16 protein-coding genes, 1 tRNA gene and 4 pseudogenes are annotated in these 17,915 nt (G+C 59.1%); 6 read left to right on the plus strand and 15 right to left on the minus strand.

Going from position 1 to position 17,915, the window contains the following annotated elements; genetic code table 11:
- The first annotated feature begins 89 nt into the window (after positions 1–89).
- Both NKI79_RS16680 and NKI79_RS16685 read left to right on the plus strand, forming a co-directional pair.
- Positions 90–536 (plus strand): YcgN family cysteine cluster protein, encoded by a 447-nt coding sequence (locus NKI79_RS16680; RefSeq protein WP_254820372.1) that lies wholly within the window; start codon positions 90–92, stop codon positions 534–536.
- A gap of 245 nt (positions 537–781) precedes the next feature.
- The gene (locus NKI79_RS16685; RefSeq protein ID WP_023678277.1) at positions 782–1,141 is read left to right on the plus strand and encodes a hypothetical protein; all 360 of its coding nucleotides are present in this window, start codon (positions 782–784) and stop codon (positions 1,139–1,141) included.
- Positions 1,142–1,273: 132 nt separating this feature from the next.
- Here NKI79_RS16685 and NKI79_RS16690 read toward each other — a convergent pair whose 3' ends face one another.
- Positions 1,274–1,984, minus strand: coding sequence for an SIMPL domain-containing protein (locus tag NKI79_RS16690; RefSeq protein WP_352802824.1), 711 nt, complete (start codon positions 1,982–1,984; stop codon positions 1,274–1,276).
- A 180-nt stretch (positions 1,985–2,164) separates the two neighbouring features.
- Between NKI79_RS16690 and NKI79_RS16695 the strand changes: the two genes are divergently transcribed.
- A tRNA-Ile gene (locus tag NKI79_RS16695) sits at positions 2,165–2,240 on the plus strand.
- A gap of 21 nt (positions 2,241–2,261) precedes the next feature.
- On the opposite strand, the gene NKI79_RS16700 is transcribed toward NKI79_RS16695, so the two are convergent.
- The 3 genes from NKI79_RS16700 to NKI79_RS16710 form a co-directional block, all read right to left on the minus strand.
- On the minus strand, positions 2,262–3,479 hold the full coding sequence (locus NKI79_RS16700; protein WP_352646903.1) for a tyrosine-type recombinase/integrase: 1,218 nt from the start codon (positions 3,477–3,479) through the stop codon (positions 2,262–2,264).
- Between the two features lie 666 nt (positions 3,480–4,145).
- Positions 4,146–5,459 carry an HlyD family type I secretion periplasmic adaptor subunit gene (locus tag NKI79_RS16705; protein WP_352802825.1) on the minus strand — a complete coding sequence of 438 codons (1,314 nt, stop codon included), beginning with the start codon at positions 5,457–5,459 and terminating at the stop codon, positions 4,146–4,148.
- Positions 5,434–7,203 carry a type I secretion system permease/ATPase gene (locus NKI79_RS16710; RefSeq protein WP_352802828.1) on the minus strand — a complete coding sequence of 590 codons (1,770 nt, stop codon included), beginning with the start codon at positions 7,201–7,203 and terminating at the stop codon, positions 5,434–5,436. Before NKI79_RS16710 ends, NKI79_RS16705 begins: the two co-directional genes overlap by 26 nt.
- 134 nt (positions 7,204–7,337) lie before the next feature.
- On the opposite strand from NKI79_RS16710, the gene NKI79_RS16715 reads away from it, so the two are divergent.
- Positions 7,338–7,631, plus strand: a complete 294-nt coding sequence (locus NKI79_RS16715) for a hypothetical protein (protein WP_352802830.1) — start codon at positions 7,338–7,340, stop codon at positions 7,629–7,631.
- On the opposite strand, the gene NKI79_RS16720 is transcribed toward NKI79_RS16715, so the two are convergent.
- Positions 7,596–8,396 carry a M10 family metallopeptidase C-terminal domain-containing protein gene (locus NKI79_RS16720; RefSeq protein ID WP_352802833.1) on the minus strand — a complete coding sequence of 267 codons (801 nt, stop codon included), beginning with the start codon at positions 8,394–8,396 and terminating at the stop codon, positions 7,596–7,598. The genes NKI79_RS16715 and NKI79_RS16720 overlap by 36 nt on opposite strands.
- A 362-nt stretch (positions 8,397–8,758) precedes the next feature.
- On the opposite strand from NKI79_RS16720, the pseudogene NKI79_RS16725 reads away from it, so the two are divergent.
- A pseudogene (locus NKI79_RS16725) lies at positions 8,759–9,265 on the plus strand (transposase domain-containing protein); the annotation flags it as partial.
- A gap of 29 nt (positions 9,266–9,294) precedes the next feature.
- Here the strand turns inward: NKI79_RS16725 and NKI79_RS16730 are convergent.
- The 9 genes and pseudogenes from NKI79_RS16730 to NKI79_RS16770 all read right to left on the minus strand — a co-directional run.
- Positions 9,295–9,561: pseudogene (locus NKI79_RS16730) on the minus strand (hypothetical protein); the annotation flags it as partial.
- Between the two features lie 8 nt (positions 9,562–9,569).
- Positions 9,570–10,532, minus strand: a complete 963-nt coding sequence (locus tag NKI79_RS16735) for a LysR family transcriptional regulator (RefSeq protein WP_352516375.1) — start codon at positions 10,530–10,532, stop codon at positions 9,570–9,572.
- A gap of 67 nt (positions 10,533–10,599) precedes the next feature.
- On the minus strand, positions 10,600–11,388 hold the full coding sequence (locus NKI79_RS16740) for an ABC transporter permease (protein ID WP_352450738.1): 789 nt from the start codon (positions 11,386–11,388) through the stop codon (positions 10,600–10,602).
- 3 nt (positions 11,389–11,391) lie between these two features.
- Complete coding sequence (gene nodI / locus NKI79_RS16745) at positions 11,392–12,303, minus strand: nodulation factor ABC transporter ATP-binding protein NodI (RefSeq protein WP_352802835.1); 912 nt, start codon at positions 12,301–12,303, stop codon at positions 11,392–11,394.
- Positions 12,304–12,346: 43 nt separating this feature from the next.
- Positions 12,347–12,592: pseudogene (locus NKI79_RS16750) on the minus strand (carbamoyltransferase N-terminal domain-containing protein); the annotation flags it as partial.
- A 35-nt stretch (positions 12,593–12,627) separates the two neighbouring features.
- Complete coding sequence (nodS, locus tag NKI79_RS16755) at positions 12,628–13,224, minus strand: nodulation methyltransferase NodS (RefSeq protein WP_352802937.1); 597 nt, start codon at positions 13,222–13,224, stop codon at positions 12,628–12,630.
- 79 nt (positions 13,225–13,303) lie between these two features.
- A complete protein-coding gene (nodC, locus tag NKI79_RS16760) occupies positions 13,304–14,629 on the minus strand; it encodes a chitooligosaccharide synthase NodC (RefSeq protein WP_352802837.1) in 1,326 nt (441 codons plus the stop codon).
- Positions 14,630–14,643: 14 nt separating this feature from the next.
- Complete coding sequence (nodB, locus tag NKI79_RS16765) at positions 14,644–15,303, minus strand: chitooligosaccharide deacetylase NodB (RefSeq protein WP_352802839.1); 660 nt, start codon at positions 15,301–15,303, stop codon at positions 14,644–14,646.
- Positions 15,300–15,893 (minus strand): NodA family N-acyltransferase, encoded by a 594-nt coding sequence (locus NKI79_RS16770; protein ID WP_352802842.1) that lies wholly within the window; start codon positions 15,891–15,893, stop codon positions 15,300–15,302. The genes nodB and NKI79_RS16770 overlap by 4 nt, the downstream gene beginning before the upstream one ends.
- Positions 15,894–16,161: 268 nt before the next feature.
- Here NKI79_RS16770 and NKI79_RS16775 point away from each other — a divergent pair, with 268 nt between their 5' ends.
- On the plus strand, positions 16,162–17,184 hold the full coding sequence (locus NKI79_RS16775; RefSeq protein ID WP_352802844.1) for a LysR family transcriptional regulator: 1,023 nt from the start codon (positions 16,162–16,164) through the stop codon (positions 17,182–17,184).
- Between the two features lie 93 nt (positions 17,185–17,277).
- On the opposite strand, the pseudogene NKI79_RS33235 reads toward NKI79_RS16775, so the two are convergent.
- A pseudogene (locus NKI79_RS33235) lies at positions 17,278–17,521 on the minus strand (IS1634 family transposase); the annotation flags it as partial.
- Positions 17,522–17,915: the final 394 nt, after the last annotated feature.

Consider the following 17,915-nt stretch of genomic DNA (forward strand, 5'->3'; position numbering starts at 1 on the left):
GTCATTCGTATGTTCCTGGCGTATCGTTCGGACGAGGCGCAAGGGTTGCCGTGCTTGACCTTGAGGCGTCCGAGGGCCACATGCCGACAATGGACAAGCCGTTCTGGAAGACCAAGACGCTCGAGGCGATGACCCCGGCCGAGTGGGAATCACTCTGCGACGGCTGCGGCAAATGCTGCCTGTCCAAACTCGAAGACGAAGACACCGGAGAAATCTACTGGACCAGCGTCGGCTGCCGGCTGTTCGACGCTGGAAGCTGCCGCTGTTCCGACTATGCCAACCGGCTGGCGCGTGTTCCGGATTGTGTCGGGCTGACGCCGCAGAATGTGCGCACCATCAGCTGGCTGCCCAAGACTTGCGCTTACCGGCTGGTCGCCGAGGGCCGCGATCTCTATTGGTGGCACAGGCTGGTGTCGGGAAGCGATGAGACCGTGCACGAGGCCGGCATCTCGATGCGCGGCCGGGTCAGCGCCAGCGAGACCGACCTTGCCGAGCCGGACGACTATTTCGACCATATTCTCGCCGACGAGCCTTAGGATTTTATCGCAAATCGAGAATCCGGAACCGACGGCAAAATGGACGATGTCCATCCACCATGCTATCCACCCTATGTAGCACCGCCGTCTATAGCACCGCCTTCAGAAGCGAGAGACTATTCCGGTTCTGCCTCATGAACTGGAGATGAACGGCCGGTTCGCAAAAAATTCAGACAGACGGGTGCATTCTCCTCCCATCGGTTCGACGAAAACGAGTTGAAACCCCTCAACAAGGAGAGAAGACAATGTTCAACACCATCAAGACGGCGGCTCTTTCGGCTCTTGTCGGCCTTGGCACGCTTGCTGCCATCCCCGCTCATGCTGACAGCATCTATCTCGGCTTCGGCAACAACCAGGATCCGCGCGTCGGCGTCTATACCGGCGACGAAGATGATGGTTACTATCGCGAACACCGCCGTCATGGCGGCTGGCGCCGGTCCTGTTCGCCGGAGCGTGCCATCGACAAGGCCGAACGCATGGGCCTGCACCGCGCCCGCATCATCGACATCAACCGCCGCACGGTCAAGGTCGCCGGCCGCCAGTATGGCGACCGTGTCGTGATCGTATTCGCCAACGAGCGCGGCTGTCCGATCATCTATCGCTAAGGTCTTCGGGCCTGCGGCCGGTTGACTTGCAGCCGGTAGAGTAGCGGAGCCCTTTCCGCCAGGACGGAAAGCGCGGCTTAAAAAAAACCCGGAGGATCGATCCTCCGGGGTTTTTCACGCTGCAAGCGATGATCATTTCAATTCGAAAGTCACCGTCACCTGTGCGGTATAGGAATTCTCGCCGGCTTGCACCGGGACCGACGCGCCGGCGGCATCGAATGCCTTGGCGTTGATCGGCATCGGCGGTGGTGCGAAATTCTGGTCGGTGATTTCCAGGACCCGGCCGATGCCGACGCCGGCTGCTTCGGCCAGCGTCTTGGCCTTGGCCATGGCATTGGCGACGGCCTTCTTGCGTGCCTCGGTGACGGCTGCCCCCGGATCGTCGTTGGAGAAGGAGATGCCGCCGCCCTGGTTGACGCCGAGCGACACCGCCTTGTCGAGAATGTCGCCGGTCTTGTCGATGTCGCGGATGCGCACCGACAGCGTGTTGGTCACCTGATAGGCGACAAGCTCGGCCTCCTGGCTGCCGTCGGGCTTGTTGGTGTAGTTATAGCGCAGGTTGATCTGGATGCCCGCGGTCTGCAGGTCGCGCTCCTTGATGCCGGATGATTTCATTGCAGCGATCACCGCGGCCATGGCGTCGTTATTGGCATCGAGCGCTGCACGTGCCGTCTTGGCTTCGCGCATGACGCTGAGCGTCAGCAGAGCCAGATCGGGTGCTATCGCCGCCTCGCCTTCACCGGTGACGACGATACGCGGCGGCGGTGGTGAATCGGCGGCGGCCGCGATCGCCGGAAATGCGACTGCGGCGGCAATCGCCAGGGGCAAAATACGTCTGGTCATAAAATCTCCTCGATCTGGGATCCCAAGGCAGCCGAGTAGGCCGCGTCCAATGGGCGACGTGCAATAGGTTATCAATATGGGCTGATTTGGGCGATCTCTGCCAGCCCCTTGGAACGCCTGCTCGGAAAGCCCTCGGAAAGCCTTGTGCGGTTCAGGGAAAAACACTAATCCAGCGCCGTGGGGCCTGTAGCTCAATGGTTAGAGCCGGCGGCTCATAACCGCTTGGTTGGGGGTTCGAGTCCCTCCGGGCCCACCATTGGCTTTTGTGGCCGTTGATTTAATTGGATTTTTTGGCCATTTTTGTCCCACCTCTTTCAACCCTCTCAGAAAGTGGGACAATTTTGTTCTCTTTTCGATCGATAACCAGCAGGTATTTCGCCGCTCTCGCTACCTTCCGGCGACGCGCTTTCTTAATGTAGTGGTCGGGCTGCTGGTACGTAGTCCACCCATATATCGCCTTCAGCTGCTCGTGCGTCGCGCCGTTCTCAGCGGCGATCGTCGCGCCGGCCTTGCGAATTCCATGAGCACTGCAGTGCGGCAGCTCAGCTTGATCACACCACTGGCGCATCTTGTTGCCCAGACCGTTCTCCGAGAACGGGCGACCATACTCATTGACCAGGAAAGTCATCTGGTCGGAGGGCGTGTGCTCAAGTTCCGCCTCTAGTTCGGGCAGAAGCGGGAGCTCCACCAACACCGCATCCTTGTTACGACTGGTCTTCCCAGGCTTAATTCTGATCCACTTCTCCCACTGCTCGGTCTCCTCGTTGTAGACGAGCGTGATGTGCTGTCGACCGAAGATCGCGACGTCGGACAACCGCAGGCCAGTAAACATGAAGATCGAGAGCGCACGTCTGGCTGCGGTACCCAGCGGATGCCGCTTCTCATATTGAACGATCTCCGACACGTCCCATGGGTGCCAGCCGTCGCCGCTCTTTAGCCGTCTGATGCCGCGGGCGGGATTGGAGTCGACGCCCGGAATCTCTGTGTCCTTTGCCCACTCAAACATCGCGCTGATGGCTTTTACGATATTGTTTGCCGCGCCAAGGGCGTCGAGCCTGGTGTCCCTGATCTCCTTAACATGAGACCGTTTCATACCGGCGAATGGCAGAGATCCCTTGGTGGGATACTGAGGATCCGGGTCACCTTCGAGGGGATGAGGTAATTCGCATACGCGCTCCAGAATTGCTCGTCGGCGCGCCATAGTGTCTTGGGTGATTTCCGTGCCGCCCCGACGGTAATACTCCTGGCAAAGCCACAGCAACGTGCCTTTCTTCGCTGGCTCGGAAGGCTTGGGGAGGCGCCGGCAAATCTCGGGAAGAGTGCCGGGCCGAACATAAGTGACCTCGGCGCGCGCGCACCGCAGTTCCTCGAGGAACTCGTCGCTGCCGGTCGGTTCACGGAGCCGGACCTTCTTCCGACCCGGTGCGCGAAAATAGTACCGATCATTGCCGTGGCGATCAGTGTCCTTCACTACGCCCTTAAGATCGACCTTCACGGGCTCATCCGTCATGTTCGTGGTTTTCGATCCCAAGGATTGTCTAGTGGCGGCGAATCTTCGTCAAGCTTTGGTGCTCCTCCGATTTGGCGGTGAGGGAGCTTTCGAAACGCCAATACAAGTTCCTCGACGTCCCAAACAATGCGCCCCTTGCTCGGCATTCGTGGCTGCGGCATCCGGCCGTCCTGGACCATTTCATCAAAGGTCGTTGAGCTAACGCCGATGAACGTCGCAGCCTGCTCGCGATTGATTCCTACCGGCGGGAGCGAGGGCGGCAAGACGCTCGGGGTGCGCAGCATTTAGTGCGTTGAAAGCGCGTCTTTGGCGCCTGCCTGTCTTTCTATGCACCTGTCCGAATATTGCAGACGCTCAATCATGTCCTGGCCCTGTGCTTGCAGGCTCACCCTAGGTCTCCAGACCTAGGATCGCTCAAGACACCGGACTCTTTTCCAGCCTTTGTGTACGATGATGGGTATCTTAATGCGCTCGAGGCCAAGAACTGAATGGGCGGCGACTTGCAAGGGCAAAATGACCGCGGAACCACGTATCTGAGTCAGAGGCGCAATCCAACTGAGGAACGCATGGTTGTGTTTTCAGACGGTTATGACTCTCATGCATGCGTAACAACCAACAAGAATACCAACAAAATATTTCTGTGGATCACTCTCATTCCTCATGGAATGCGCGACTGATTTGGTCCGACAGCGGCTTCACAAAGTAAGAAAGCGCCGTACGCTCGCCCGTCTGGATCATCGCTTCGGCCGGCATGCCGGGCACGAGCGTCAGGTCCTTGAGCTTCGTCAGTTCCGCATGCGGAACCGACAGACGCACCAGGTAATACGAAACGCCGTTTTTTTCGTCCGTCGCCAGATCGGCTGCGATCCGGCTGACATATCCGTTCAATACCGGCGTGGTCCTCAGATTGAAGGCTGACATCCGCAGCACGGCCTTGTGACCAAGCTGGATTTGGTCGATGTCCTTCGGGGTGATTCGTGCTTCAAGCGCAAGATCGTCGCCTTCCGGAACGATTAGCATAATCGGATCGGCGGGCGTGATCACTCCTCCGACCGTATGAACTGCGAGTTGTTGAATGGCGCCTGACTGCGGCGCGACAATATCGATCCGTCGCAGTTCCTGTTCAGCCGCCACCTTGCGCTCAACATACTCCCCAACCTGCGCCTGAACCTCTCTGAGCTCCTGGCCGACTTCCGTCTTGAAATCCGGATCGATCTGCAGGATCTGCAGGCGCGTTTCGGCTATGCGGGCTGCCGTCTGTGCCTGATGTGCAATCTTCTCACCGCGTTCGCCGCCGAAAGTGGCAACCTGCGTCTTCAGGCTGTTCAAGCGTTGGTCCGAGACAATGCCTTGGTCGCGCAGCCCACTCAGGGCAGCAACTTCCTTTTGGAGAATCTCGGTGCTTTTCTCAGAAGCGATTTCCTGCGCCTTGAGCCCCTCGATCTCGTGCTCATACTGAGTGATGCGTTCCGCTAGCTGCGCCTGCCTTCCGTCGCGGGATTGTCTGCGGAATTCGAACAGCCGCGTCTCGCCATGTACTGCCGAAGCTACGTCCGGAACATCTCTGCGGGCGAGCAGCCAGTCCGGGAAGGCGATCTCCGCCAGGTCGTCACGCTCAGCTTCGAGTCGTGCCAGGTTGGCGGCCAGCTCATCGAGCCGCTTGGTGACTACAGCGAGAGTGGCGCGCGTCTGGGTGGCGTCGAGCCGCATGAGGATGTCGCCGGCTTTTACTTTATCACCTTCGCTCACCAGGATTTCTCCCACCACCCCGCCGGTCGGGTGCTGCACCGTCTTCACATAGGAATCGACGACAAAGTGTCCGGACGCGACAACCGCGCCGGAGAGATTCGTGAAGGCCGCCCAGGCTCCGGCTCCTCCCACAAAGATCACGCTCGCCAGCAGGCCCGCCACCAGGTGCCGGCGAATGGACCTGGAAACGTCATTGTTCTGATGAATGCCGGACACCGGGATCCTCCATGTCAGCGCGCTCGTTATCCTGTGTAGACTCGATGGCCTTGACCCCAGCGCCTGATGCCATCGCTGCCCCCTTAAGGACTTTGGAAAGCGCTTCATCACGCGCACCGAATGCTCGCTGCCGTCCACCTTCCATCACCAACACCAAATCCACGGCGCGGATGGCGCTCGGCCGATGGGCAACGACAACCGCAATGCCCTTGCGCTCGCGCACGGAGGCGATCGCCTTAACGACCGCAGCCTCGCCTTCCGCATCGAGATTGGCATTGGGTTCATCCAGCACAACAAGGAAAGGGTCTCGATAAAGAGCACGGGCAAGACCGATACGCTGGCGCTGCCCGGCGGAAAGTGCCGATCCGGCCTCACCAATCGGAGTTTCGTAGCCGTGCTCAAATCGGAGGATCAGTTCGTGCGTGCCCGCTGCCTTCGCCGCGGCGACAATAGCCTCAGGGTCAGGATCGTCTTCAAAACGAGCGATGTTTTCGGCAATGGTGCCGTCGAACAGTTCAACACCTTGCGGCAAATAGCCGATATGACGGCCTAGCGCTTCCCGGTCCCATTGATCGAGGCTTGCGCTGTCGATGCGAACCTTTCCGGCGACCGGCGCCCATGCGCCGACGATGGCGCGCGAGAGTGTCGACTTGCCCGAACCCGATGCACCGATGATCCCGAGTGCGCTTCCCGCCTGAACGGCAAACGCAAGGCCGGTCACGGTCGGCTTCCTTTCGCCGGGCGGAACGATTGTCACGCCTTCGAGGCGGAGTTCGCGTTCAGGTGCAGGCATTGGCATAACAGGAGCGGTTTCAGGAACCTTTCCTAGGAGGTCCTCCAGCCGCGCCCAACCCTGGCGCGCCATGAGGAAGGGTTTCCAGCTTGAAATGGCCAGATCGACCGGAGCCAGCGCACGCCCCATCGTGATCGAACTGGCAATCATGACCCCGGCCGTAGTCTCCTGCCTGATGACAAGGTACGCGCCGACGGCAAGAATGGCCGATTGCAGCAGCACGCGCAGCGACTTTGAAATGCCACCCAGCCCACCTGCCACGTCCCCGACTTTCCGGTTGGCGGCCAGATACTTGGCATTGGCCTTGTGCCATCGGGCAGCGATCCGCTTTCCGAGACCGAGAGCTTGCACGACCTCGGCATTGCGGCGCGCTGCTTCCAGTAGACCATTGCGTACCATGTTGTGGTCAATGGTATCGCGTATCGGCCCTTGCGAGAGAGTGTTGGTAAGGAGTGTCAGAGATGTGAGACCGATCGCCCCGATAAGTGCCGTCATGCCGATCCAGAAATGAAAAAGGAAGCAAATGCCAAGATAAAGCAGCATCCATGGCAGATCGAAGAACGCTGTCGGACCGTTTCCACCTAAGAATCCGCGAATATTGTCGAGATCGCGAAGCGGCTGCAAGCCGTCGCCCGGCATGCGCGTTAAAAGCGGAAGGCGAACGATCGCATCGTGAACGCGTCCGGAAAACTGTTCATCGAAACGCTCGCCAATCCGCAGCAGCACGCGGGCGCGCAAAACGTCGAGCAGGCATTGGAACGCATAAAGCCCTGTAGCAAGCACGACGAGCCCCACTAGCGTCGATACGCTGCCACTTGCCAGAACGCGGTCATAGACCTGAAGCATGAACAGCGGCGAGATCAGCGCAAGCACGTTGACCACGCCGCTGATCAACACAATACCCCAGATTGCGGCAGTCAGAGGGAAGGGTCTCAAAGCTGAATCCTTCAAGGAATGGTTATTCAGGTAGATCTTCGTGAGGATCTGGCACCCAGCTCCCTATATTGCTTCCCGAACGGCGATCGACTGCATCCGCTCGCTGAGTCAGGATCAGTGCTCCCGCCAAATATGTTTGGTCCCGGCGTTTGATAGAGCGGGTCAACAACACCGTCCGGCTGAAGGTTTGGAAGGGCAACGTCATCGTGGCCGGCCGCAAGGGCCCGAACACGCTTACCGCCCACGCCTTCAGGGAGATTTCGGTGTACGACCAGCGCGACGTGCAGGGCTTCGTCAAGCTGTACACGCTGCGACTGCTCCCGGGCGCCCCGGCCCATCGCAAGTGGCGGAAACGGAAAGCGCCCGCCCCGGGGGGGCGGGGCGCTGTTCCGTATGGGTCTTCTGGATCAAACGAAGGTGAAGTCCGACGCGGTCAGGCCTAGGTCGGCCACGGTGACCACACCGCCCAGGTGGGCGAACTCATGCGCGCTGTTGTCGGCGGTGACATAGGCCAGAGTTGCGACTCTGTCGGTGTAGCTGCTTTGGTAGACAATGATGTCGCCGGCGTGCTCGCCGGAGATCGCACTCGCGGCTTCAGAAGCAGAGTTGAAAGATTCGCCAGTGATTACCACGACGTGTTCGCCGTTCGCACCTGAGGCCGCACCACTGTAGAAGCTGCTCACCGGGTAGCCGGACTGTATGCTGGCGTTGTTGACGAAGTTCGCGCCAAACCCGTCATTGTAGAGGCCCACCGCATCGAAGGCGAACTTGTCCTCCGCCGGGTTGAAATCGGTGATAGTGGTAATGTCCGGCTTCGACCCGACACTCGGGTCGACCCCAGGCACCGGATTGTGGAACTGGAACACGAACGTGTCATTGTCGGTGCCCCCGGTCAACGTATCCTGGCCGTCACCCACGTAGAGGACATCCTGGCCGGGACCGCCGCTGAGCCTGTCATTGTCGTCACCGGAGATGCGCGCGTTGAAGCGGCCGTTGTCGCCGGAGAGATCGTCCCAGCCATCTCCGCCGAAGATGCGGTCGTTACCCTTGCCGCCAATGGCTCGGTCACTGCCCTGGCCAGCCGAGATCTCGTCGTTGCCGGCACGACCGTCAATCCAGTCACCGCCCTGGAAACCCTCCATCCAATCTTCACGCTCGGTGCCGAGGAGTGTTTCGGGACCCGGGCCACCCTCGATAATGTTTGCCATCGAAAAATACTCCTAATGATGCACCCTGCCTGACGCGTTCATATTGCTCATCGGATAATTAGAGAAATCGATTGCTTGGATAGACACACATTTACGAAATGGATGCACTCACGTTCACTTCCTTCTGCTGAGCAGTTGCGGGCTCGCTGGCGGCGGGGACGCTGGTCGCCCAAGCAATCGATCTGAAGATTCGACACTCAAACCACCAGGACAACACTTCGTAACGGGGCCGACCTGGTTCGGCCCCAAACTTCTCTCTGTTTGCTCGACGCCGGCATACCCGCACCGTAAGCGCTGGACGAGGACAAGTTCCGCTGGCCGCGGGTGGAGAACGGCGTGATCCGGCTTGCCGCGCCGAACTGATGGCGCTCGGAAGGCATGGACTGGCTCGTTTGAGCCGAACGGAGACGGCGTCCGACGTCGGCCGGATAGGCCGTGGCGAAGTGACTCAGGCGCAAAAGGCGGGCTTCAGGCCGTGCACAATAAGCTTCTGTCGGCGTCATGACGAGAAGCGCTTCGGCCCTTCCCGCGGACATCGATACGCTCAAGGCGATATTCGTCGCCATGGCGGCGGAGAAGGCCGAACTGCAACAACTCCGGAGCGAAACACTCAAGGCCGAGATCGTCCGGATGGCGACACTCAACGAGCCTGCCCAGGAGCGGATCGCCGACCTTCATGGGATCGTCAAGCAGCTGGAGCGCGCCGCTTCGGTCGCAGCTCCGAGAAGCTCGAACGTGCCCAGCAGGCCTTCGCCTTCGAAATCCAGACCGGGCTCGGCGCGATTGAGTCCGAGCTCGAGGCCGCAAGACCGACAGGCGAGCCGCGACGTGCTGCGCGACCGCGCAAGGCGTTCCCGGCGCATCTGGAGCGGGTCGAGATCGTCATCCAGCCCGAGCCATGGGGGAAGAAGCGCTCCCGCAGCCAATCGTCCAGTCCGTCAAACGCGGTCGGCCGCACAGGCTTGCGAAACGGAACAGTCCCGCCCTCGCTTAGATACCGAGGCACCGTGTTGCGCGCGCACCCGAATTCTTTCGCCCGTCGGTTCATTCCCCAGCCAAGCTCATGCAGCCGCAGCATCGCTGCCACCTCTTCATGCTGAAGGATCTGCTCTCCCTGCATCGTTCTCGACAATGCAGGAATCGCCCAATCCCAATCGCCATCCATGCCTCCTCTCATAACCGAGGGGTCGTCGGCCGACAACTGAGACGTCCGGTGCTCTTAGGCGGGGTAATCATACGAGATGCCTCCTGCAACATCATTTCCCGCATCCATAGGCTTGCCGGATCATTATTGTGAAGCGCAGGCCATTGGACGGCCTCCGTGAATGCGGCAGGAAGTGGCGGCGGAAGTTCGACAATCCGCAGGGGTGTTAATTTTGCGAAATGCTGCGCCAGCCGTAAGGGCATTGTCCCGATGCGGTTGGTGCCTGATAGAAGGGGCGGGATCATGCTAAAGCCCTGTACGACGACCTCGATACGTCTCTCGAAACCGTTCTCGAGCAAATACCATTCCTCGATGGAGGGCTGCCGGGTGTCCCCGAATTTAAGCACAACCTGCCCCATCGACAAGTATCGGTCGAATGTAAGTGGCTCTGACAGCTGCTTGTTCGTGCCGCAGCCTACGCATACGAGCATATCTTCGAACAGGGCTGCGCGAGGATGTTTCGACATGAACACTTCCGGCATAATCAGAAAATCAACGTCGCCGCGCCGGAGAAGCTCCTCGGGGTCGTCGGAAATAAGCAGACATTCGAAGCGGACAGCGGGAGCTTCCCGCGCAGCACGCTTTACGATCTTCTTAAAAAATACGAGTGTGAGGTAATCGGAAAGGATGATGCGGAAGCGACGATCCGATCGGGCCGGGTTAAAGGCGTCCCAGGAAATAATCGACAGCTGGATGTGCAGCAATGCCTCCCGGACTGCTGTGGCGAGCCCCTCCGCGCGCGGTGTCAAAATGAGTTCGCGGCCGTTCATCGTAAATAGCTCATCGCTAAAATAGGCGCGTAACCGACCGACGGCGGCGCTCATGGCCGGCTGACTCAGGTTAATACTGCGGGCCGCGGCGGTGACTTTACGCTCCCTGATCAAAGCGTCCAGCACAACGAGGAGATTTAGATCGAGTCCCTTAAAACGCATGTATTGACCTATCCGACGCGTGGATGGGTATCGCCCAAAGAATCAATTTTACGAATGGTGAGTAGCGTCAACGCATCAGCCGACGACGAAATAGAGCAACCGATAGGAAGAACGGCAAAACCGTGTATATGCAAAGCGCGCCGATATGCAGGCCCATGCTGCCGGCCGGACGGCCAAGCATCGCCGGACGAATGAGGTCAATTGCATGTGCGAGCGGCAACAAGGAGGCGACGTCCTGAAAAGCGCCGGGCAATTGGTTGACCGGAAACATCGCGCCGCAAAGGAACAGCATGGGTGTTATAACAAGCGTATTATAAAATATGAAATATTCATAACTGGGCGCAAGCGCCGTGACGACCATCGCTAGACTCGCGAAGGCGAGGCCACTGAGAGCGATGACTGGCAGCAAGCAGAGGATGGATGGCCACGATGTGTAGCCGAGCGTGGTGGCAACAATAGTGATTGCTGTGCCCGCCATCAGGGCCTTGGTGGCTGCCCACGCCAATTCGCCGAGTAAGATATCGCCGAGCGTCAGCTGAGTGCATAGCATTCCTTCCCAGGTGCGCTGGTTGTCCATGCGGCCGAAACTCCCGTAAACCGTTTCAGCGGTCGCCGATGCCATCGCGCTTGTGGCAACCATGCCAGCCGCGAGAAACGCAATGTACGAAGTGCCCTCAACAGGACCTATCATTGTTCCGATGCCAAAGCCGAGACCGAACAGATAGATCATCGGATCGGCGAGGTTGCCGAGAACCGATGCAAGCCCGATTTTCTTCCATCCAAGATAGTTGCGGCGCCAAACCGCGACCCAATTCCACGCATTGGCGGGCATGGCCGCCGCATAACGTTCGCCCATTGTTCAGTCCTCCATCTCGCGCCCGGTTAGCCGCAAGAACACATCCTCGAGATTGGGGGGACGCTGCAGAAGGCGCAGACCCGCGCGCCCGCGTAGCTGCACCAGCACCTGCTCCGGATCGGGTGCATAGCAAAAAAGCGTCTCACCGCTCACCTCGATGCGCTGTGCGTACGGCCGGATCAGCGCACCCAGTTCATGCGGATTGCCGCCGTAGACCTCGACCACGTCACAGCCGATCTGCTCGTCAATGAGTGCGGACGGGCGGCCTTCGGCGATCTTGCGCCCCTCCTCCATAACGCACAGCCGATCGCACAGCCGCTCGGCCTCTTCCATGAAATGGGTAGTCAAAAGAATAGTCTTGCCCCGCGCCAGCAGCGATCGCAGCCGTTCCCAGATCAGGTGGCGGGCCTGCGGATCGAGGCCGGTGGTCGGCTCGTCCATCACCAGCAAGTGCGGGTCATTGATCAGCGCACGCGCGAGCGTCAGGCGCCGCTTCATGCCGCCGGACAGTTCGGCGACGCGCGCACCCGCTTTGTTCTCGAGGCGGGCGAACTCAAGCAGCGACGGTATGACCGCTTCGATCTGGCGTCTGCTCATCCGGAAGTAGCGCCCGAACACCAACAGGTTCTCGCGTACAGTGAACGCGGTATCAAGATTGTCGAACTGCGGGACCACGCCGATGCGCATACGTGCCAAACGCGCGCGCGCCGGCACTGGAGCGCCGAGCACAGTAATCTTCCCCGCATCAGGCGATGTCATGCCGAGGACCATACGCGCAATCGTGCTTTTGCCCGCGCCGTTCGGTCCCAAGAGCCCGAAGCATTCCCCCGCCGTAACGCGGAACGACAGTCTGTCGACAACGAGCTTGTCATAAGTTTTGCTTACGTCAGTAAGATCGATCGTTACCGTGGACATGGGTTCATTTTACCGAGAGCGTCGCCACGACTGGCGGTTGCTTGGTTGCCTGCCGGACCTGAAACTGTGACTCGTCTTCGCCATCCCAGCCGTCGATAACGAACTGATCGACATCACAAGCATTTAGCCCCTGTTCCGCCAAAGCGGCGACAATTGCGTCGAGATTATCGATGGTTTGATAACGAGGATTGTTGTGCCGCTTTTCCTGCTCAACGCAGAAGACGAGCCGTCCATCCTCGACAAGGGCGATCGCCCCATCATGGGTCAGCTTGGTACCACAGATGCGCATAGTGTCTCCACGTTAACGGCGATAGATTCGATTCATCAGGAAGCGGAAAGCGGGTTCCGGAAACGGACGAGCAAGCAGTCTTCGTTGACCGACTCGCCCCGACACTCAAGACGCTCTACCTCGATCAACGTTTCGTTCAGCATGGCGATGACCGGCTCAGCACCAGCGGCGTGACCCCAGCGACGGCAATTAGCATCCCTTGCCGATCCGAAGATCAGATGCCCGCCTGGCGCAAGCACCCGCACCAGGTTTTTGACGGCCGCGCGCATCTCGGCTATGTCTTCGAGGTAGTATAGGACCTCCGCCACAACGATCAGGTCAAACAACTCGCCGGTCGAAAACTGTTGAACATCGGAGACTATCCAGTTGATGCGCGACGGCTCCTTTATCCGTTGACGTGCTCGAGCAATCGCTTGCGCCACGACATCGATGACGGTGAGCCCTTGGCAGTAGGGAGCTAGTTTTTCCGTGAATGCGCCGGCAGCGCACCCGACTTCGAGGGCATTTGTAATGGAGCCTTGGGCAAGCGCCAGCTGGAGCATTTGCGTGTGGCGCTCCCGCTCGAACGGATTGCCGTCGAGGTGCCACGGATCGTCTGCGGCCAATTCCCGATCGAGCAACTGATGATTCATGTTCTGGGTCAAACTCGTCCACCTCTCGTCCACCTAGGAAATTAGCGATCACTCGTCGCCGCAGATGTTGCTCGAAGCGCTAATCCCGAAGAATCCGCGCAAGATTGAGCCTGCGAAGCGGAGCCGCATGCGGTGAGAATTCTGCCCTGCTTGATCCAGTGATCGGAGTTTGGGTGGGGGCCTGTTTTCCCCCAGTGTTCGATGTAACGACAGCAGAGCTTCGCGACAGCCAATCGCTATTGCTCAATGTACACAGCGCGTAGGCCTTCAAGGGAAGTAAGAGAAAGATGTTGATGAACGTGTGCAGGGAAAAGCCCAGAAATCGAAACTGTCGAGCACGAACTGCTACCACGCTGCATCGGACCATGGTCATGGACACAATCATCAGTCCTGTCCACCAAGGCACAGTGCCTGTCAGTGCGAAATGTGCGAGGCCCGTTAGTACCGATAGGGCGAGGAGTAGCGCCCCGAGATTCTGTCCGACCACGTCCAACGTGAGATAGCTATTGAGGCCGGGCAGCAAGCGCAGCCCAAGCAGCGTGTCCCGGAATGTGCTTCGTGCCCAACGGAGTTGTTGGCGCAGATACGGTCCGAGTCTGTTCGGAACGACTGTGGCCGCGATGGCGCTCGGAACGTACTCGGTTCGAAAGCCTGCTTTCAGCATGAGGATAGTGAGATGGCGATCCTCACCGAAGTCGCTTGGCTTGCCCCGAAAAAATTGCGACTCGTACTGGTCCAGTAACAAAAGGAGCGCAGACCGGCGGTACATGGCACATGGGCCGCAACAGCACATAACGGCACCGAAGCGAGCCTGTGCCGCGCGCTCCTCGTTGCAAGCCAGCCAGTACTCCATGTCTATCAGCCTGGTCAGCCAGCTCTCGCTCCGGTTACTGGCCGTCAACTGACCCATGACTGCGCCGACCGCTGGATCCCGCATCTTCGGTACAAGCTTGGTAATGACGTCGGACGCGAGTATCGTGTCTGAATCAACGTTAAGCACCAAATCCCCGGATGAGCGGCGTATCGCGGCGATCTGCGCCTTGCGCTTTCCAACATTCTCGGGAAGCAAAATGATGTCGAACCTAGGGTCGCGCGCGTAGGTTTCGTGGACAGTTCCTACGGCTTCGCGATTTTCAGAACCGTCATCAACCACATAGACCCGAAGTCTTCCGGCGTATTCTTGGTCTGCAATGGAAGCCAGGCACTCTGAAAGCGTGCGCGGATCCTCGTTGAAGCAGGGGACGATGACATCCACGCTGGGCAGTTGATCGGAGCCGACGAGATCCTCCAACGCCGATGAGTCGTTTGTCGGCAGAGCATAAATCCCCTGCATGCTCTTATAAGCAGTCGAGAGCAGTGCATAAAGCGAAATGGCCACAGTGCTGGTTGTACCAAGAAGAGTCATGGGATCTCGTTTGTTCAGTGATGTTGAGGAAGTGAGCGGATTACAAATCCGCGCTCATGAAGTGCTGGAATCAGCCGGGACAGCGCCGTGACCGTCTGGTCGCGCAGACCGGCGTGAGCGCCCTGGCTCAACTCGCCGGGAGGGCATCCGTCGTGCAAGAGTACGATTGCGCCCGGCCGGACAGAGGCGAGCACGGTATCGATAATCGCGTCGACCCCAGGGCGAGACCAATCTCGAGGGTCGACGGACCAATGGAGGGCCGTCAGCCCGGCGATCTGTGACGCTGTGAAGACTTCTTCGCTCCAGGCGCCGTAGGGCGCGCGAACATAGCGCACCGAGGCCTGAGGGCACGCCTTCATGATGGCGCCGTTCGCTTCAAAGATCTCACGTTGCACTTCGCCGAAGCCGCATTTGTACAGTTCCGGATGAGTCATCGTGTGGTTGCCTAGCTCGTGCCCTTCTGCAAACATTCGTTGGATTAGATCCGGGTGCTCTAAGGCGTAGGCGCCGATGACGAAGAAAGTCGCCGGCACCCGCTGCTCTGCCAACACATCCAGAATCTCCGGTGTGAAAAGTGGATTGGGACCGTCGTCAAACGTCAGATAAACGCTGCGACGGCCGGTGCCGTCAGAGCACTCACGGCGCACTTCGTACAAGCAATCGGGACGGCTCATAGCTCTGGTCCGTTCCGATCGATCATCGTGCCCGTGGGCCATTCGCTGATCGGCCGTCCAACTGGCAGAACAATGGTGAGTGCGTCATCGATGCGTGTGGGCGGCAGGTCGAGGCGCGCCTCTGGTCGGGTGGAGCGCACGCGAATTCCCGACAAAACGGCCAAAGGGCTGTATCGCCGTCCGAACCTCTCAACATGATTCCGCAGCGCGTCCCGGACGGTTCCGAAAGCGAATGGAACGCCAAGCTCCTGCAGTATTGGAAGCATGACATGGATTGAATGGGCGATTCCGAGACCCTCAAGATCCGGACGTACCCCGTACAGGCCCAGCTCAGCGACCAACAGGTCGACCGCGTCAACCTTGATGAAACGGCGCAGTATGCCCATGTGAGCCGCTACACCGCTCGAATCATAGGCGATTACGCGGAGTTCAGGCCTGGCTCCGGCCCAGCTTCGACTACCTTCGAACGGTTCTGCGTTGGACGCCCCAGTCGGCCCGTAGGTATTACGAAAGAACTGGGCGAGCTCGACGTGGTCCGAGAGCTGCAACTCGTTTTCCCAGCACAATTTCCACTGCACCTGAGGGCGCATTCAGGACCTCTCTTCAAAATAGTTTCTTGCGGGCCGCATTACCCGGCCAAAGCGGCGGCGTTGTTGGCTGCACTCAACCGTTGTCGTTAGCGACGGTGAGCCAGCCGGTGGGGCTCGCCAATGAGCTCTCTCGATGTTCCCGCCCGTGTCGCGGCGCCGTCGATTTGAGCTTGACGTCGGTCATTTACGTTCCTCTAATGCATGGTTCGTAAATTCGTAAAATTGATTGTTTAGATGATGCCCATCCACATGCTGGATAGATCAGGATATGCGGTTTAAGGGGCTGGATCTGAATCTCCTCGTTGTGCTGGACGCTCTGATCAGGGAGCGTAAAGTCACTGCCGCGGCCAACAGTATTAACCTGAGCCAGCCGGCCATGAGCGCCGCCGTCGCTCGGTTACGCGCCTATTTCAGCGATGAGCTATTTGCGATGAACGGCCGCGAGCTCATTTTGACACCGCGCGCGGAGGGGCTCGCCCCAGCAGTCCGGGACGCATTGCTGCACATCCAGCTATCGATTATTTCCTGGGACGCCTTTAACCCAGCCCAATCGGATCGTCTCTTCCGAATCATGCTTTCCGATTACCTCACGCTCGTATTTTTTAAGAAGATCGTAGAGCGTGCTGCGCGGGAAGCTCCCGCCGTCCGCTTCGAATGTCTGCCTATTTCCGACGACCCCGAGGAGCTTCTCCGGCGCGGCGACGTTCATTTTCTGATTATGCCGGAAGTGTTCATGTCGAAACATCCTCGCGCAGCCCTGTTCGAAGATATGCTCGTATGCGTAGGCTGCGGCACGAACAAGCAGCTGTCAGAGCCACTTACATTCGAGCGATACTTGTCCATGGGGCATGTTGTGCTCAGATTCAGGCACACCCGGCAGCCCACCATGGAGGAATGGTATTTGCTCGAGCACGGTTTCGAGAGACGTATCGAGGTCGTCGTACAGGGCTTTAGCATGATCCCGCCCGTTGTATCAGGCACCAACCGCATCGGGACCATGCCCTTACGGCTGGCGCAGCATTTCGCAAAAACAACACCCCTGCGGATTGTCGGACTTCCGCCGCCACTTCCTCATCCCGCATTCACGGAGGCCGTCCAATGGCCTGCGCTTCACAATACTGATCCGGCAAGCCTGTGGATGCGGGAAATGATGTTGCAGGAGGCATCTCGCCTGGCGCCTTTGCTTGAAACTATTGAGCGTCTCGGGCACGCCGGATCCGACCTTGCCGTTGTTGGTACCGAATTGAATGCCGCCTCCGATTTCGCGTGCGAAGTCCCAGAAGAGATTTAGCCCCACTTAAACACCGGCTGTAAGAATAATGTCATTAATCAGCATGTTAGGCGCGCGCCGGCGCGTGTTACCACTACCTTTTTGGGGGTGATCTCAGGCGAGTTGTTTGTCGAGCTGTGTCGCAGAGCGATGCCAGCTGCCTTCAAGACGTTGCCCACTTTTGCCGTGACGTGGTGGTGACGACGCGACCATCCTTTCGATGGTGGCTCCTGGAGGCGGTCGCGGAGGAGCGGTTGCCATTCGGGGCAGAGCGGCGCAGTTCCTTGCTGAGTACGAGGGCCAGGAACGAGCAGAACACATGCCCGGTTGGTGCTGAGTTGACTGCCGCCTCCGATTTCGCGTGCGAAGTCCCAGAAGATGTTTAGCCCCACTCAAATGCCAACTTTGCCGGCCTTGCCGCGGCTTTTCGCGCGCGGCCAGGCGAGGAGATGGCGGTCGACGAGGTCGATCCCAATGGACTGTGCCGGCCTCGCTCGGCTACTGGCGTGAGGCATCCTTGACGACACCGCCCTGCACCGACAACGTCGAGATGTTGGCAATGAAGCCGGTCGAGGTCGACGCTGCGGATGTAGGGAATTTACCTCGCGCTTCCGCCTGAACGCGCGGCCGATCCGTTCACTCAATCGGCGCTTTCATCCTGGGCCGCGGCTGAGGCCTGTGGGGTGCGGCTACCCCGCGTGGATCGGATCATCAATCAACTTTCTCTCATTTATGAAAGGAAACTCCCCGCT

The sequence above is a fragment of the Mesorhizobium sp. M0340 genome (genome assembly GCF_040321535.1).
Lineage (GTDB): Bacteria > Pseudomonadota > Alphaproteobacteria > Rhizobiales > Rhizobiaceae > Mesorhizobium.

Excerpts from the sequence above, each read along its gene's own strand:
- NKI79_RS16680 (WP_254820372.1), top strand. The coding sequence starts at position 90 with ATGGACAAGCCGTTCTGGAAGACCAAGACGCTCGAGGCGATGACCCCG.
- NKI79_RS16685 (WP_023678277.1), top strand. The coding sequence starts at position 782 with ATGTTCAACACCATCAAGACGGCGGCTCTTTCGGCTCTTGTCGGCCTT.
- NKI79_RS16690 (WP_352802824.1), bottom strand. The coding sequence starts at position 1,984 with ATGACCAGACGTATTTTGCCCCTGGCGATTGCCGCCGCAGTCGCATTT.
- NKI79_RS16720 (WP_352802833.1), bottom strand. The coding sequence starts at position 8,396 with ATGGCAAACATTATCGAGGGTGGCCCGGGTCCCGAAACACTCCTCGGC.
- NKI79_RS16735 (WP_352516375.1), bottom strand. The coding sequence starts at position 10,532 with ATGCGTTTTAAGGGACTCGATCTAAATCTCCTCGTTGTGCTGGACGCT.
- NKI79_RS16740 (WP_352450738.1), bottom strand. The coding sequence starts at position 11,388 with ATGGGCGAACGTTATGCGGCGGCCATGCCCGCCAATGCGTGGAATTGG.
- nodI (WP_352802835.1), bottom strand. The coding sequence starts at position 12,303 with ATGTCCACGGTAACGATCGATCTTACTGACGTAAGCAAAACTTATGAC.
- nodS (WP_352802937.1), bottom strand. The coding sequence starts at position 13,224 with ATGAATCATCAGTTGCTCGATCGGGAATTGGCCGCAGACGATCCGTGG.
- nodC (WP_352802837.1), bottom strand. The coding sequence starts at position 14,629 with ATGACTCTTCTTGGTACAACCAGCACTGTGGCCATTTCGCTTTATGCA.
- nodB (WP_352802839.1), bottom strand. The coding sequence starts at position 15,303 with ATGAGCCGTCCCGATTGCTTGTACGAAGTGCGCCGTGAGTGCTCTGAC.
- NKI79_RS16770 (WP_352802842.1), bottom strand. The coding sequence starts at position 15,893 with ATGCGCCCTCAGGTGCAGTGGAAATTGTGCTGGGAAAACGAGTTGCAG.
- NKI79_RS16775 (WP_352802844.1), top strand. The coding sequence starts at position 16,162 with ATGCGGTTTAAGGGGCTGGATCTGAATCTCCTCGTTGTGCTGGACGCT.